Below are 14,298 nucleotides of genomic sequence, written 5' to 3'. Positions count from 1 at the left end.
GCACTGGCCGCGGGGCCGTCCCAAGGGGCGGTCTGCACCGCCCCTGCGCTCACGCAGCTGCCGCCGCCCTGGCGAGCGGCGCGCGCGCCTTCGAGAGCAGCAGCCAGCCGAGCGCCGCGACCTCGAACACCAGCCAGAGCCCCAGCGCCGTCCGGAAGGCCTCCGGACGCTGCCAGCCCAGCCCCTCCAGCGCATCGATCGCGACGCCGAACATCCACTGCGTGACGAAGATGCTGACGAACAGCACCATGTTCAGCGAGGTGTAGACCCGGCCGGTCAGCTCGGGCCGGAACGACAGGCTGACGTGCGTCTGCACGGCGGGGAAGCAGGTGGCCGACAGCGCCAGCGGCACCCACAGCATCCAGGCCCACGGCGCGCCGACCAGGGCGATCGACAGCTTCATCGTCATCAGCAGGACCATCCCGGTCGCCGCATAGCGGACCATCGGCCAGCCCTTGCGCTCGATGCGCGGCACCAGCCAGCTCTGCACGTAGAAGCCGATCACCGACGCCAGGCTGAACGCGAACAGCGCCTCGGCGGCGCGCGACGGCGCCATGCCCAGCACATCGACGAACCAGGGGCCCGCCCACAGGGTCTGCAGCGACACATAGGACGCCTGCGGCAGCACCGCCAGCACCCCGAAGCGCCAGAAATAGCCATCGCGGAACACTTCGCCGTAACTGCCGGGACGCGCCGACGCAGCAGCGCGCGCCGCACTGGCGGCAGTCGCATGCTCTTCGTCGCGCGGCACGAGGCGGAACAGCGCCACCGCCACCACCAGCAGCAGCAGCCCCACCAGCCAGAACACTCCGCGCCAGCCCAGCAGCGGCAGCATGCGCTGCACCGGAACCGTGGCCGACAGCGCCCCGGCGGTGCCCGCCATCAGCATCCACGCGGTGAGCTGCTGCAGGCGCCTCGGTGCGTACCAGAAGCGGTAGCCCTTGAGCGCCGCCATCAGCGCGCCCGCAACGCCCACGCCGATCAGGGCACGCCCCGCCCAGAGCGTGCCGACGTTGGGCGCCACCGCGAACAGCGCGCATCCCACCGCCGCCACGAGGAGAAGTCCCGCGTTCACGCGCCGCGACCCGTAGCGGTCGAGCCAGATGCCCAGCGGCAGCTGCAGCAGCGAGAAGCCGAGGAAATAGGCTGCAGAAAGCGAGCCGAGCTCCGCATTGGTCAGCCCGAACTCCCGGGTGAGCTCCGGCGCGATCACCGCGTTGACCGAGCGCAGCGCGAAGGACAGGAAGTAGCCCGCGGCGAAGCACGCGAAGACCACGACCGCCGGGCGGCCGCGCAGGGGATTCGGATTCGGGCTCAAGGAACGGCGGGCGTGAGCCGGAAGGAATCGAGGAAGGTGCGCGCCTGTTCCTCGTCGAGCGAAGCTCCGATCGCCACCCACTGGTAGGCCCGGTCGCCGCGGCTGGCGAAGCCTGCGCGCATCGACATCTTCTGCTCGCGCACGCGGCCTTCGGCGTCGACGCGCACACCGTGCTCGTCGCCCAGCGGCGCGCCGGCGCCGTCGACTACGGGCACACGCACCGCCACCGCCTCGCGTTCGGTTCCGCCGATGTTCTGCAACATGCCGGCGCGCATCGCCGCGACAGCGGCCGCCCGGGTGGCTGGATCGTCGCCGGGCAGCACGGCCACCGCGACCGTGAAGGAGGCCTCGCCGACCCGTGCGCCCTGCATGGTCATGGGCACCTCGAGCGCGTCCAGGCGGATGGTGCGGGTCATGGTGGCGGGCTTGCCGGGGAGCATCACCAGGTAGCCCTGTTCGGGGGAACGGACCTCGCGCCAGTTGTAGTCGGGCGAGCAGGCGGTGACCAGAAGCGCCGCGAGCGCGGCCAGCAGGAATCTCATCGGATAATGGTAGCAGCCGGCCTACACAGGAGACCCAGCCATGATCTACGAATTCAAATGCCGCGCCACCGGAACGGTGGTAATGACCCAGAAGGTGGCCGAGCGCATCCTCGCCATCATCGGCAAGGAACCCGGCTCGCAGGGAATCATCCTGCCCGACCGCATGCCGGACGCGATCCGGACGCTCGAGGCCGCAGTCGAGGCAGAGCGGGAAGCGGAGCGCCGCGCCAAGGAGAGCACGAAGGAGGCGGCCCCTGAAGACGAGGGCGAGGACGAGGGCGCCGAGAAGGACCGCACCCCGGTCGTCAGCCTTGGGCAACGCGCCTGGCCCTTCATCCAGATGCTCAAGGATGCCGCCGCCGCGGAGCGCGAGATCACCTGGGGCGTCTGAGTGAGGATTGCCACCGCGGCCGAGGCCGCGGCGCTGGTCCCCGACGGCGCCACCGTGGCGAGCGCCGGATTGGAGATCGCGCCGGGAATCGACCTCGAGCGCGAGGTGCTCGCGTACTGCCCCCGGGGCGTGGTGGTCTCGGAGGGACTTAAGACGATGGACGAGCGGACCTTCTACGAACGGGTGATGCGGGAGGTGTAGGCGGCGAGCTCGCGATGCCCCAGATCAACCTTCACGTAAGTGCGGAGTTCGAGGCCTCCCTGGAGGCGCTGATGCGCCACCGCGGCCTGCGCAGCAAGTCGGAGGCCATCCGGCTCGCCGTCCAGGAGGCCGCAGCCCCTTACCGCGCCGCCCTGCCGCGAGACTTCTCTCTGCTGGAGAACCTGTTGCCTCAAGCGGCGCCCGGCCGTCCACCCATGGCCAGCCTCGACGCCGTGCTCGACCGGGAGATGGACGGCGCCCTGGCCACCTCCCCTGCCTCCTCCGCCCCGGGCACGCCAGCTGCGCGCAAGCGGCAATGATCGTCGACACCTCGGTGGTGGTTGCGCTGGCCGCACACGAGCCCTCGTCCGCCTGGATCCGCCGGACACGGCGACTGCTTCGCCTACGCCCCCGCACGCCTGCGCGGCGAAGCCCTGATCACCCTCGACGACGATTTCCTGCGCACCGACCTGCCCCGGGTCCTGCATCCGGATGCGCCCGTGCCAGGGTGAACCCAGCGCCGAAACCCTTCGCGCATCGCTGTTGCCGCAGCGCAGCATCCAGAGTGCGCAGATAATCCCGGCTCGGGCGGCCGAGGCCGCCAGCCGGCACCAGCCGGCGGCGCGCCGCAGCACGCGCCGCCAACCGTCCCGGTTCACCCATACCGACCGATCGCGACCATGACCGAGCCCACGCCCCGCCTGTCCGTCCCCAAGGACAAGCTGAAGTTCGTCCTCCTCGAGGGAATCCACTCGACCGCCGTGCGCGCGCTCGCCGACGACGGCTACACCAACGTCGACACCTACCCCAAGGCGCTGTCCGGCGACGAACTGGTCGCCGCGATCGAGGGCGCGCACTTCATCGGCATCCGCTCGCGCACCCAGATCACCGAGGAGGTGCTGGCCCGGGCATCCAGACTCAGCGCCATCGGCTGCTTCTGCATCGGCACCAACCAGGTCGACCTTACCGCCGCCGCGCGCCGCGGCATCCCGGTGTTCAACGCCCCCTTCTCGAACACACGCAGCGTGGCGGAGCTGGTGCTGGGCGAGATCATCATGTTGATCCGGGACATCCCTGCCAAGAACGCCAAGCTGCACCGGGGCGAATGGGACAAGAGCGCCGCCGGCGCCTACGAGGTGCGGGGCAAGACGCTGGGCATCGTCGGCTATGGCCACATCGGCACCCAGGTTGGCATCCTGGCCGAGCAGCTCGGAATGACCGTGCTGTTCCACGACATCGAGAACAAGCTGCCGCTTGGAAACGCACGCCGCGCGGCCTCGCTGGGCACGCTGCTCGCGGTGTCCGACGTGGTCACCCTGCACGTTCCCGAGACCCCCGCCACCCAGGACATGATCGGCGCCGAGCAGCTGGCCGCGATGAAACCCGGCAGCCTGCTGATCAACGCCTCGCGCGGCACGGTGGTCGACATCGACGCGCTGGCCGCCGCGCTCGAGTCGGGCCACCTGCACGGCGCGGCGATCGACGTGTTCCCGGTGGAGCCGAAGGGCAACGACGCGGTGTTCAGCTCGCCGCTGACCCGCTTCGACAACGTCATCCTCACCCCGCACATCGGCGGCTCCACCGCCGAGGCCCAGGCCAACATCGGCGGCGAGGTGGCGGCCAAGCTGGTCCGCTACAGCAACAACGGATCCACGGTCTCCGCCGTCAACTTCCCCGAGGTGACGCTGCCCGCGCACACCGGCAAGTGCAGGCTGCTGCACATCCACCGCAACGTGCCCGGCATCATCGCCAACATCAACGACCGCTTCTCGAAGGCCGGCATCAACGTCGCGTCGCAGTTCCTGCAGACCGACGCCAACGTGGGCTACGTGGTGATCGACATCGACGCCAACGCCAGCCAGGTGGCGCTGGACGAGCTCAGCGCCATCGACGGCACGATCCGCTGCCGGATCCTGTACTGATACCGACGCCGCGCCCCGCACGGGCGCGTGCGGATCGCCCCGCGCGGGCGCGTTCGATTGATCGCCGGCCCGGGCCGAATGGCCCGCCCGCGCCGGGCGGGCCTTGCCCTCAGTCGTCGAAACCGCGAAACACCGCCGCCTCGTCCACCGACTTGCGGCGCGACACCACCGCGTTCGCGGGGAAGGTCTCGTCGGGCCAGCCCATCGCCACGCAAGTCTGGATGACCTGATCGTCGGGGATGCCCGCTTCCGCGCGCACGACCGGCGACTGCATGATTCCCTGGCTGTTGATGACGCAGCCCAGCCCGCGCGACCACGCCGCGTTGACCAGGCAGTTGACCACGCCGCCGCAGTCGAAGGGGGCGATGTCGCTGCCGTGGATCGAACGGTCGTAGGTGATGACGATCGACACCGGCGCGTCGAACTGGCGGAAGCCGCGCAGCACCCAGTCCTGGCGCTGTTCCTTGTTGTCGCGCTCGATGCCCATCGCGGCGAACAGCTGCTTGGCGATGTCGATCTGCCGCTCGCGGTGCACGCCCTCGTAGCCGGGCCCCATGCGGAACTCGCGCGAGTGCGGCACGCCGGCCAGGTTGCGCTCCACGTTGCCCTTGCGGATGCGATCGAGCACGTCGCCGGCCACCACGTAGAAGTTCCAGGGCTGCGTGTTGAGCGAGGTCGGCGCGCGCATCGCGAGCTCGAGGACCTCCCGGATCAGCGCCTTGGGCACCGGTTTGTCCAGGTAGCCCCGGATGCTCCGGCGCCCGCGGATGACTTCATCGAACTCCATCGTCTTCTCCCATGTCCTTGTGTGGATCGCCCGGCAGAATGCCCGATCCACGCCCTCCCGCGCGGGGCCGCCCCGGTTTCCGAAACGCGGTGGCCGTCCGCCCGCGCCCCGGCCGCCCCGCCGCCGGATCAGGCGCCCCCGCCGGCGGGCTGTGCTTCTAGAATCGACCCATGGCCGCACTCTCCCTCCCCAGCATCGAAGAGCGTCTTCGCGGACACCAGCCAGCAGTGCTCGACGCCGCCCAGTTCACACGCCGGGCCGCGGTGGCCGCCATCCTGCGCGAAGGCGAGGGCGGCACCGAAGTGCTCTTCATCAAGCGCGCCCAGCGCCCAGGCGACCTCTGGTCAGGCCACATGGCCTTCCCCGGCGGCCACTGGGAGCCCAGCGACTCCGACCTCGCCGCAACCGCGGTGCGCGAGACCCACGAGGAGATCGGCCTGGATCTGCAGCGCAACGCGCGCCTGCTAGGGCACCTCGACTTCATGCGGGTGAACCCGATCGGCGCCCGCTACGAGATGCTGATCGCGCCCTACGTGTTCGTGGTGGAGCGCGAGCTGCCCCGCCTGCAGCCCAACCACGAGGTGGCCGCAGTTCTGTGGGGCTCGGTGCCCAGCATGTTCCACGGCCGCACGCTCACTCGCCGCGAGATGCAGGTGCGCGGCGGCGCCATGCCCTTCCCCGGCTACGAGGTGGAGAACGAGCTGGTCTGGGGCCTGACCTACCGGATGCTGCACGGTTTCTTCTCGGTGCTCGACCCGGGCTGGCGCAGCACCGAGGACTGAGTACACCCGCGAACCGAACACCCCTACACGAACAGACGGCAGAAGCCGCACCCCACCGAGAACACGAGGAGACCACCGCCATGCCCCCCAACAACCGCCGCCGGATCCTGCTGGCCGGCGCAGCCGGCGCCGCCGCCGGCCTCGCCCCGCTGCGCCACGCGAGCGCCCAGGCCCCCCGCTTCCCCTCGCAGCAGATGACGCTGATCGTCGCCTCGCCGCCCGGCGGACTGATGGACAACTACGCGCGGATGCTCGCCGAGCACTTCACCGCGCGCTTCGGCCAGACCGCCGTGGTGGAGAACCGGCCCGGCGCCGGCGGCATCGTCGCCATCGAAGCGCTGGTCAAGGCGCCCGCCGACGGCCACACCATGCTGTTCGGCTCCACCGGCATGTACTTCCAGGCCCGCGTGCTCTACCGCAAGCTGCCTTACGACCTGGACCGCGACATCGCGCCGATCGCGATCTTTCCCACCGGACCGCTGGCGCTGGCGGCCACCGAGAAGAGCGGCATCCGCGACTACAAGGGAATGATCGAACGCGCCCGCCGCGAACGCACGCTGATGGGCAACTACGTCAAGGGCTCCTACCAGCAGATCCTTGCCGAGAACTGGAACCGCGAGCATGGCTGCAAGTTCGAGATGGTCAACTACAAGGGCGAGGTGCCGATGTGGATGGACATGGCCACCGGCCAGCTCGACGTCTCCATCGGCAGTTACCAGGCCTTCGCCAAGGTGCGCGACCAGGGCCTGCGTCCAATCGGCGTGACCGGCCCGGTGCGCTCGCCGCGAATGCCCGAAGTGCCGACGATGATCGAGCAGGGCTTCGGCGGGCCGATCTCGCGGCTGGAAGCCACCGTCGTGATGATCGCGCGCAGCGCGGTGCCGGCGCCGCTGCTCGATCAGCTGGGCAAGGCCGCGGTGGAGAGCAACGACACCGCCCGCAGCCGCGCGATGCGCGAAGCCATGGGCATTCCGGACGGGGTGATGGGGCGCGAGGCGGCGCTGCGGCTGTGGAGGGAGGACGGGCCGGTGTGGATCAGGGAGGTGCGGGCCTTGAATCTGCCGGTGGATTGAGGCTTCGGTGCATGCGCCGAGAGCAGCGGCGCCCGGCTTGGGAGGCGCTTTCCACGGCGGAGCGTCGCCCCTTACAATTGAGCTTTATGTAAGGAGGCGCCATGGCCGAATCCACGATCACCGCCAAAGGACAGACAACCGTCCCGGCCGACATCCGCGCGCTGATGCATGCCGAGCCGGGAACCCGGCTGGTCTGGTCTGCGATGCCCGACGGAACCGTCATCGTCCGCGCGAAATCCCGGTCCATCCTTGACATGGCTGGAATGGTCAAGGCCCAGAAGGACCGGCGGGTCGACATCGACGACATGAACCCCTGGCGCTGAGCAGCTACGGATGCCTGCCCTCGACACCAACGTCCTCGTGCGCTATGTTGTCCAGGACGACGGCCCCCAGTTCGGTGCCGCCCGGGCGCTGATCGCGCGCTCCGTCGAGCAAGGGCTCCCGCTGTTCATTCCAGTGACCGTCATGCTGGAGCTCGAGTGGGTACTCCGGTCGAGCTACGAGCTCGAAAAGGACGATGTCATGCGCGTCCTCTCGAGCCTCCTTGCGGCTGCTGAGCTCACCTTCGAGTCCGAACGCGCGCTCGAGCTTGCCCTCCAACTGTTCCGGGACGGCACGGCCGACTTCGCGGATTGCTTGCATGTCGCGCTTTCTGTACAGGCGGGCGAGCAGCCGATCTGGACGTTCGACAAGCGCGCCGCCAGGATTCCTGGCGCGAGGCTGCTGATCCGGTGATCCGGGCATGGCCCGCAGACACTTCCCGAAAGCGACTCGTTGATCCGCGAGGAGCGAGCGTCCGGCGGACCGCGATGTCAGGCGCCTGCCGTCTCCGGCCTGCCCTTCAGACTCACCCAGAACCCGGAGTTGCCCTCCTGCGCCAGGACCAGCTCCGGGTAGGTGCGCACCATCTCCGAGAGCGCCGAATGCCCGAAGACCTTCGGTGAGAACGCAGGATCGGTCCGCTTGAGGTACTGGCCGAGCGCTCCGAGACCGACGCGACCGTCAGGCGTGTCCGCGGCGAGCAGGTTCACCGCGTTGATGAGGGCCTTGGGACGGCGCTTCGGCACTGGCTTGGGCGCTGCGGCCGCAGCCCTGGATGCGCTGCAGGGCTCGGGCACGGCCTCTGCCGGCAGCCACTCGAAGAACTGGTCGCTGGCGTTCCGCAAGGCATCCGGCGTCTTGGCCTCGCCGACGATGTGCACCGTGGCGCCCCGCTCTCGCAGCTTCCGACACAGATGTGCGAAATCGGAGTCGCTGGTGACGAGGCAGAACGTGTCCGCACGGCAGTCGAACATCGCCTCCATGGCATCCAGCGCAAGCGCGATGTCCGCGGTGTTCTTGCCAGCCGCGTACTGGTACTGCAGGCATGGAGTGAACGCGAGGCGGACGAGCGCGTCCTGCCACCTGTTCGCCAGGGTGGCGTGGTTGCCATATCCGCGCCGAAGAACCACCCGGCCAAACTGCGCGACGACACGCAGCGCGTACTCGAGGGTTTCCGGCATGGTGTTGTCGCAGTCCACCAGGACTGCGACCCGCGCCTCGGTGCCTGCCGCTTCGCCAGCCAATACCTCGCCTCCTTCGCCTTGCGCGACCGGATCGAAGACCTGAGGCGGCCTGCACTTCCGGCGCAGCGTCCCGAGGATCGATCATCTGGACTCACCCGGAACAGGGCATGTGACGAACGGCGGATCACACCCGATGTGACGAGGGTAGAGCCCCTCGAGCCGCCCTGGCACGCTCGATCGGTCAGTCGGGGAGGTCGCCCGAATGCTTCCGGTTGTTCCCCCGCGAAGTTTCCACCGGATACTTCCGCGCATTCATCGCCAGCTTCTCGCGCACCGCCGCGTCCAGGTCCACACCCAGCACGTCCGAGAGCCGCACCAGGTAGATCAGCACGTCGGCGAGTTCGTGGCGCACCTGCTCGGCGCGTTCCGGGTCATCGCCGGCGCGCCGGGACTCGTCCTCGGTCAGCCACTGGAAGATCTCGACCAGCTCGCCCACCTCGCCGGTGAGCGCCATCGCCAGGTTCTTGGGCGAGTGGAACTGCGCCCAGTCACGCGCGTCGGCGAAGGCGCGGATCGCTTCGGCGAGCCGGCGGGCGTCGATCAGCCGCGCGTCGTCCTGTTCCTGCATCGTCTCGCTCCTCCGAACTGCGCTCGTCTAGCCCGCATGCCGGCGCGGGTACCGGCGCCGGTGCCCCCTTCGGAGCTGGGCCCACCCGCCGGGCTCAGGCCTCGAGCCCAGGCGCTGCTCCAAGGGAACGCCACGCAGCGACGAGCGCCCCCGCGGCCCGCTCGATCTCCGCCGACGTCGTCATCCACCCCACCGACAGCCGCACCGCCCCCATCGCCCGCGCCGCGTCGAGGCCCATCGCCGCCAGCACGCCGCTGACCGCGTCCTGCTCGGAGTGGCAGGCCGACCCTACCGAGGCCGCGACCTCGTCCTGCGCGCGGCGCAGCAGCGCGCGGCCGGCCACGCCGGGGAAGGAGACCTGCAGCGTGTTCGGCAGGCGGTGCTCGGGATGGCCGTTGAGCGCCAGCCCGGGCACCGCGGCCTGGAGCCGCGCGTGCAGGTCGTCGCGCAGCGCCCGCAGCCGCTGCGTGGCCTGCGGCAGCCGCCGCGCCGCCAGCCGCGCCGCCTCCCCGAGCCCGACGATCGCCGGGACGTTTTCGGTGCCGGGGCGCAGGCCCTGCTCCTGGTCCGCGCCGAACAGCACCGGCTCGATCGCGGTGCCCGTACGGACGTACAGCGCACCGACCCCCTTGGTCGCGTAGAACTTGTGGCCGGCAAGCGAGAGCAGGTCCACGCCCAGCGCGTCGACGTCGATCGCGATCTTGCCGGCGGACTGGGCGGCGTCGCAGTGCAGCGTGACGCCGCGCGCGCGGGTGAGCGCGGCGATCTCGGCGATCGGCTGGATCGTGCCCACCTCGTTGTTGGCGTGCATCACCGAGACCAGCGCGGTGTCCGGCGCCAGCGCCGCAGCCACCGCGTCCGGCGACACGCGGCCATCGCGGTCCACCGGAAGCACGGTCAGCCGCCAGCCCTCGCGCTCCAGCGCGCGGGCTGGCTCCAGCACCGCCGGATGCTCGACCGCGCTCACCACCAGGTGGCGACGGCCGCCGCGCCCTGCCGCCTTGGCAACGCCCAGCAGCGCGAGGTTGCTGGCCTCGGTGGCACTACCGGTGAAGGTGAGCTGCGCGGGTGCGCAGCCGATCAGCGCGGCCACGTGAGATCGCGCGTCGTCCACCGCCCGCTTCGCGCGCGCGCCGAAGCCGTGCGAGGACGACGGATTGCCGAAGGCCTCATGCAGAAAGGGCAGCATCGCCTGCGCCACCTCCGGGTCGACCGGCGTGGTGGCGTTGTAGTCGAGGTAGACCGGTGCTGCCACTACTGCAGCACTGGGAACAGCGCGCGCCGCAGCTCGTCCTCGCTGCGCCCCGAGCGCGCCGCATAGTCCTTCAGCTGGTCCTCGCCGATGGTGCCCACGTTGAAGTAGGACGAGGCCGGATGCGAGAAGTGGAAGCCGCTGACGCTGGCTGCGGGCGTCATCGCGTAGCTCTCGGTCAATGCCATTCCAATGTCCTCCGCGTGCAGCGCGTCGAACAGCGCGCGCTTGACCGTGTGCTCCGGGCACGCCGGATAACCGGGCGCGGGCCGGATGCCGACGTACTTCTCGGCGATCAGGTCGGCGTTGCCAAGCGCCTCGTCGGCGGCGTAGCCCCAGAGGTCGCGGCGCGAGCGGGCATGCAGGCACTCGGCGAAAGCCTCGGCGAGCCGGTCGGCCAGCGCCTTGAGCATGATCGACGAGTAGTCGTCCAGCGCGGCGGCGAACTCGGCCAGCTTCTTCTCGATGCCCATTCCCCCGGTCACCGCGAACATGCCGATGTAGTCGGCGATGCCGGTCGGCCTGCCGTCGATCTCGCGCGGCGCGATGAAGTCCGCCAGGCACTTGTTCTCGACCCCCTCGCGCTTGGCGGTCTGCTGGCGCAGGTTGCGCCAGGTGAAGGCCACCTCGCTGCGGGTCTCGTCGGTGTAGACCTCGATGTCGTCGTCGTTGACCGTGTTGGCGGGCAGGAAGGCGAGCACGCCGCTCGCGGTGAGCCAGCGGCCCTCGACGATGCGCTTGAGCATCGCCTGGCCGTCGGCGAACACCTTGCGCGCGGACTCGCCCACCACCGGGTCGTCCAGCAGCGCGGGATAGGCGCCGTGCAGGTCCCAGGTCTGGAAGAACGGGCCCCAGTCGATGAAGGGGACGAGTTCGGCCAGGTCGAAGTTGCGGAACTCGCGCCGGCCCAGGAACTTCGGCTTCGGCGGCTGATACGCACCGCCGCCCGCGCCGCCGTGCAGCCAGTCGATTCGGGTGCGGTTGGCGCGCGCCTGCGCCAGCGGGATCAGCTCGGGGCCCTTCTTCGAGGCGTGCTGGGTGCGCACCCGCTCGTACTCGACGCCCAGCTTCGACAGGAAGTCCGCGCGGTGGTCCTCGGAGAGCAGGCTCTGCGCCACCGGCACCGAGCGCGAGGCGTCCGGCACGTAGATCACCGGGCCCGAATAGTGCGGCGCGATCTTCACCGCGGTGTGCACCCGCGAGGTGGTGGCGCCGCCGATCAGCAGCGGAATGCGGCGCTCGCGGAACCAGGGGTCGCGCTCCATCTCGCGCGCCACGTAGGCCATCTCCTCGAGCGAGGGCGTGATCAGGCCGGACAGCCCGACGATGTCGGCGTTCTCCTCCTTGGCCTTGGCGAGGATCTCGGTGCACGGGACCATCACGCCCATGTTCACCACGTCGAAGTTGTTGCACTGGAGCACGACCGACACGATGTTCTTGCCGATGTCGTGGACGTCGCCCTTCACGGTGGCGACGACGATGCGACCGCGCGAACCGACGTCGGCGCCGGCCTGCGCGAGCAGGCGCTTCTCCTCCTCGATGAAGGGGATCAGGTGCGCCACCGCCTGCTTCATCACGCGCGCCGACTTCACCACCTGCGGCAGGAACATCTTGCCGGCGCCGAACAGGTCGCCGACGACGTTCATGCCGTCCATCAGCGGGCCCTCGATCACCTCGATCGGCCGGCCGCCGCGCGCGGCGATCGCGGCGCGCACCTCCTCGGTGTCCTCGACCACCCAGTTGGTGATGCCGTGGATCAGCGCATGCGCCAGCCGCTTCTCCACCGACCAGGCGCGCCACTCGAGGTTCTCCTCCTTCTTCGCGCCGCCGGCCTTCAGCGTGGCCGCGAACTCGATCATCCGCTCGGTGGCGCTCTTGCCCTGCTCGGCCTCCAGCGCGGCCTGCGCGGCGGCGCGCGCCGCGTCGTCGGTGGCTGCGGCCAGGCGCGCGCGCTCGGCGGTGAGCGCGGGCTTGCGGTCGAGCACGATGTCCTCGACGCGCTCGCGCAGCTCGGGCGGAATTTCGTCGTAGACGCCCATCATGCCGGCGTTGACGATGCCCATCGTCATCCCGGCGCGGATCGCGTGGTACAGGAAGACCGTGTGGATCGCCTCACGCGCGGGGTCGTTGCCGCGGAACGAGAAGCTCACGTTGGAGACCCCGCCGGACACCTTCGCGTGCGGCAGGTTCGCGCGAATCCACTGGGCGGCCTCGATGAAGTCGACCGCGTAGTGGTCATGCTCCTCGATGCCGGTGGCGATCGCGAAGATGTTGGGGTCGAAGATGATGTCCTCGGCCGGAAAGCCCACCTCCTCGGTGAGCAGCCGGTAGGCGCGCGCGCAGATCTCGGTCTTGCGCGCGAATGTGTCGGCCTGGCCCTGCTCGTCGAAGGCCATCACGATCACCGCGGCGCCATAGCGGCGGCACAGCCTCGCCTGGCGCAGGAACTCGGCCTCGCCCTCCTTCATCGAGATCGAGTTGACGATGCCCTTGCCCTGCACGCACTTCAGGCCGGCCTCGATCACCGACCACTTCGAGCTGTCGATCATGATCGGCACCCGCGCGATGTCCGGCTCGGAGGCGATCAGGTTCAGGAAGCGGCTCATCGCGGCGACGCTGTCGAGCATCGCCTCGTCCATGTTGATGTCGATGACCTGGGCGCCGTTCTCCACCTGCTGGCGGGCCACCGCGAGCGCCTCGTCGTAGTTGCCGGCGAGCACCATCCGCGCGAAGGCCTTGCTGCCGGTGACGTTGGTGCGCTCGCCGACGTTGACGAACAGCGACTCCGCATCGACGTTGAAGGCCTCAAGCCCGGACAGGCGCAGCGCGGGCGGGCGCTGCGGCAGCTTGCGCGGCGCCATTCCGTCGATCGCCTTCGCGATCGCGGCGATGTGCTCCGGCGTGGTGCCGCAGCAGCCGCCGGCGATGTTGACGAAGCCGGCCTGGGCGAACTCGGCCAGCAGCGAGGACGTGACCTCGGGCGTCTCGTCGAAGCCGGTCTCCGACATCGGGTTGGGCAGACCGGCGTTCGGATACACGCAGACGTAGGTGTCGGCCTTGAGCGCGATCTCCTCGACGTAGGGCCGCATCAGCGCCGCGCCCAGCGCGCAGTTCAGGCCGATGGTGAGCGGGCGCGCATGACGCACCGAGTTCCAGAAGGCTTCGACGGTCTGGCCCGACAGGATGCGGCCCGATGCGTCGGTGACCGTGCCGGAAATCATGATCGGCAACCTGGGCAGGCCCTGCGCCTCGCGCGCCTCGAAGACCTCGTCGATCGCGAACAGCGCCGCCTTCGCGTTGAGCGTGTCGAAGATGGTCTCGACCAGCAGCAGGTCGGCGCCGCCCTCGATCAGCGCCTCGGTCTGCTCGCGGTAGGCCGCGCGCAGCTCGTCGAAGGTGACATTGCGCGCGCCGGGGTCGTTGACGTCCGGGGAGATCGACGCGGTCTTGGGCTGCGGACCCAGCGCGCCGGCCACGAAGCGCGGGCGCTCCGGCGTGGAGTACGCGTCGCAGGCCTCGCGCGCCAGCCGCGCCGACGCCAGGTTCATCTCGCGCGCCAGGTGCGCCAGCCGGTAGTCGGACTGCGCGATGCTGGTGGCGCCGAAGGTGTTGGTCTCGACGATGTCGGCGCCGGCGGCCAGGTACTGGTCGTGGATCTCGCGGATCACCTGCGGCTGCGTGATCGACAGCAACTCGTTGTTGCCCTTGACGTCCTGGCGGAGGTCCGCGAAGCGCTCGCCCCGGAACGCGGCCTCGTCCAGCTTGTAACGCTGGATCATCGTGCCCATCGCGCCGTCCAGGATCAGGATGCGGCGCTCGAGCAGGTCGCGCAGTCGGGCTTCGGTCGGGGTCATGTTCGGGTTCCTGCGAGATAACCCGACATTTTATCGGCGCATC

Annotated in this window: 15 protein-coding genes; 8 read left to right on the top strand and 7 right to left on the bottom strand. The window is 69.8% G+C overall.

All coding sequences use genetic code 11. The annotated features are described in order from the left end of the window. Positions 1–49 precede the first annotated feature (49 nt). Complete coding sequence (locus HNQ70_RS14350; RefSeq protein WP_183968813.1) at positions 50–1,318, bottom strand: MFS transporter; 1,269 nt, start codon at positions 1,316–1,318, stop codon at positions 50–52. Further along, the gene (locus HNQ70_RS14345) at positions 1,315–1,860 is read right to left on the bottom strand and encodes a hypothetical protein (RefSeq protein ID WP_183968811.1); all 546 of its coding nucleotides are present in this window, start codon (positions 1,858–1,860) and stop codon (positions 1,315–1,317) included. Before HNQ70_RS14345 ends, HNQ70_RS14350 begins: the two co-directional genes overlap by 4 nt. 40 nt (positions 1,861–1,900) lie before the next feature. Here HNQ70_RS14345 and HNQ70_RS14340 point away from each other — a divergent pair, with 40 nt between their 5' ends. The 4 genes from HNQ70_RS14340 (at position 1,901) to serA (ending at position 4,374) form a co-directional block, all read left to right on the top strand. Next, entirely contained in the window at positions 1,901–2,251 is a 351-nt protein-coding gene (locus HNQ70_RS14340) for a DUF1840 domain-containing protein (protein WP_183968809.1), read from the top strand. Continuing rightward, the gene (locus HNQ70_RS14335; protein WP_183968807.1) at positions 2,252–2,452 is read left to right on the top strand and encodes a hypothetical protein; all 201 of its coding nucleotides are present in this window, start codon (positions 2,252–2,254) and stop codon (positions 2,450–2,452) included. 14 nt (positions 2,453–2,466) lie between these two features. Beyond that, positions 2,467–2,772 (top strand): ribbon-helix-helix protein, CopG family, encoded by a 306-nt coding sequence (locus HNQ70_RS14330; protein WP_183968805.1) that lies wholly within the window; start codon positions 2,467–2,469, stop codon positions 2,770–2,772. Positions 2,773–3,132: 360 nt separating this feature from the next. After that, a complete protein-coding gene (gene serA / locus HNQ70_RS14325) occupies positions 3,133–4,374 on the top strand; it encodes a phosphoglycerate dehydrogenase (protein ID WP_183968803.1) in 1,242 nt (413 codons plus the stop codon). A gap of 109 nt (positions 4,375–4,483) precedes the next feature. On the opposite strand, the gene HNQ70_RS14320 is transcribed toward serA, so the two are convergent. Beyond that, a complete protein-coding gene (locus tag HNQ70_RS14320) occupies positions 4,484–5,161 on the bottom strand; it encodes a nitroreductase (protein WP_183968802.1) in 678 nt (225 codons plus the stop codon). A gap of 170 nt (positions 5,162–5,331) precedes the next feature. On the opposite strand from HNQ70_RS14320, the gene HNQ70_RS14315 reads away from it, so the two are divergent. The 4 genes from HNQ70_RS14315 (at position 5,332) to HNQ70_RS14300 (ending at position 7,751) form a co-directional block, all read left to right on the top strand. Then, positions 5,332–5,943 carry an NUDIX hydrolase gene (locus tag HNQ70_RS14315; RefSeq protein WP_183968800.1) on the top strand — a complete coding sequence of 204 codons (612 nt, stop codon included), beginning with the start codon at positions 5,332–5,334 and terminating at the stop codon, positions 5,941–5,943. Positions 5,944–6,023: 80 nt separating this feature from the next. Continuing rightward, entirely contained in the window at positions 6,024–7,016 is a 993-nt protein-coding gene (locus HNQ70_RS14310) for a Bug family tripartite tricarboxylate transporter substrate binding protein (protein ID WP_183968798.1), read from the top strand. Between the two features lie 101 nt (positions 7,017–7,117). After that, a complete protein-coding gene (locus tag HNQ70_RS14305) occupies positions 7,118–7,339 on the top strand; it encodes an AbrB/MazE/SpoVT family DNA-binding domain-containing protein (RefSeq protein ID WP_183968796.1) in 222 nt (73 codons plus the stop codon). 10 nt (positions 7,340–7,349) lie between these two features. Next, complete coding sequence (locus tag HNQ70_RS14300; RefSeq protein ID WP_183968794.1) at positions 7,350–7,751, top strand: type II toxin-antitoxin system VapC family toxin; 402 nt, start codon at positions 7,350–7,352, stop codon at positions 7,749–7,751. Positions 7,752–7,828: 77 nt separating this feature from the next. Here the strand turns inward: HNQ70_RS14300 and HNQ70_RS14295 are convergent, their stop codons facing one another. The 4 genes from HNQ70_RS14295 to metH form a co-directional block, all read right to left on the bottom strand. Beyond that, positions 7,829–8,581, bottom strand: a complete 753-nt coding sequence (locus tag HNQ70_RS14295) for an NYN domain-containing protein (protein WP_183968792.1) — start codon at positions 8,579–8,581, stop codon at positions 7,829–7,831. Between the two features lie 181 nt (positions 8,582–8,762). After that, positions 8,763–9,149, bottom strand: coding sequence for a nucleotide pyrophosphohydrolase (locus HNQ70_RS14290; RefSeq protein ID WP_183968790.1), 387 nt, complete (start codon positions 9,147–9,149; stop codon positions 8,763–8,765). Between the two features lie 94 nt (positions 9,150–9,243). Further along, positions 9,244–10,404, bottom strand: coding sequence for an aminotransferase class V-fold PLP-dependent enzyme (locus tag HNQ70_RS14285; RefSeq protein WP_183968788.1), 1,161 nt, complete (start codon positions 10,402–10,404; stop codon positions 9,244–9,246). After that, positions 10,404–14,255 carry a methionine synthase gene (metH, locus tag HNQ70_RS14280; protein ID WP_183968786.1) on the bottom strand — a complete coding sequence of 1,284 codons (3,852 nt, stop codon included), beginning with the start codon at positions 14,253–14,255 and terminating at the stop codon, positions 10,404–10,406. Before metH ends, HNQ70_RS14285 begins: the two co-directional genes overlap by 1 nt. Between the last annotated feature and the right edge of the window lie 43 nt (positions 14,256–14,298).

This window comes from Quisquiliibacterium transsilvanicum (assembly GCF_014202215.1).
In the GTDB taxonomy this organism is placed as follows: domain Bacteria; phylum Pseudomonadota; class Gammaproteobacteria; order Burkholderiales; family Burkholderiaceae_E; genus Quisquiliibacterium; species Quisquiliibacterium transsilvanicum.
Note: the sequence above shows the minus strand (reverse complement) of the source record. Positions and strands in the feature narration are given on the sequence as shown.

Bases quoted from the DNA above. Each gene is read 5' to 3' on its own strand.
- HNQ70_RS14305 (WP_183968796.1), top strand. From the start codon at position 7,118: ATGGCCGAATCCACGATCACCGCCAAAGGACAGACAACCGTCCCGGCC.
- HNQ70_RS14330 (WP_183968805.1), top strand. From the start codon at position 2,467: ATGCCCCAGATCAACCTTCACGTAAGTGCGGAGTTCGAGGCCTCCCTG.
- HNQ70_RS14310 (WP_183968798.1), top strand. From the start codon at position 6,024: ATGCCCCCCAACAACCGCCGCCGGATCCTGCTGGCCGGCGCAGCCGGC.
- HNQ70_RS14315 (WP_183968800.1), top strand. From the start codon at position 5,332: ATGGCCGCACTCTCCCTCCCCAGCATCGAAGAGCGTCTTCGCGGACAC.
- metH (WP_183968786.1), bottom strand. From the start codon at position 14,255: ATGACCCCGACCGAAGCCCGACTGCGCGACCTGCTCGAGCGCCGCATC.
- HNQ70_RS14345 (WP_183968811.1), bottom strand. From the start codon at position 1,860: ATGAGATTCCTGCTGGCCGCGCTCGCGGCGCTTCTGGTCACCGCCTGC.
- HNQ70_RS14340 (WP_183968809.1), top strand. From the start codon at position 1,901: ATGATCTACGAATTCAAATGCCGCGCCACCGGAACGGTGGTAATGACC.
- HNQ70_RS14320 (WP_183968802.1), bottom strand. From the start codon at position 5,161: ATGGAGTTCGATGAAGTCATCCGCGGGCGCCGGAGCATCCGGGGCTAC.
- HNQ70_RS14290 (WP_183968790.1), bottom strand. From the start codon at position 9,149: ATGCAGGAACAGGACGACGCGCGGCTGATCGACGCCCGCCGGCTCGCC.
- serA (WP_183968803.1), top strand. From the start codon at position 3,133: ATGACCGAGCCCACGCCCCGCCTGTCCGTCCCCAAGGACAAGCTGAAG.
- HNQ70_RS14300 (WP_183968794.1), top strand. From the start codon at position 7,350: ATGCCTGCCCTCGACACCAACGTCCTCGTGCGCTATGTTGTCCAGGAC.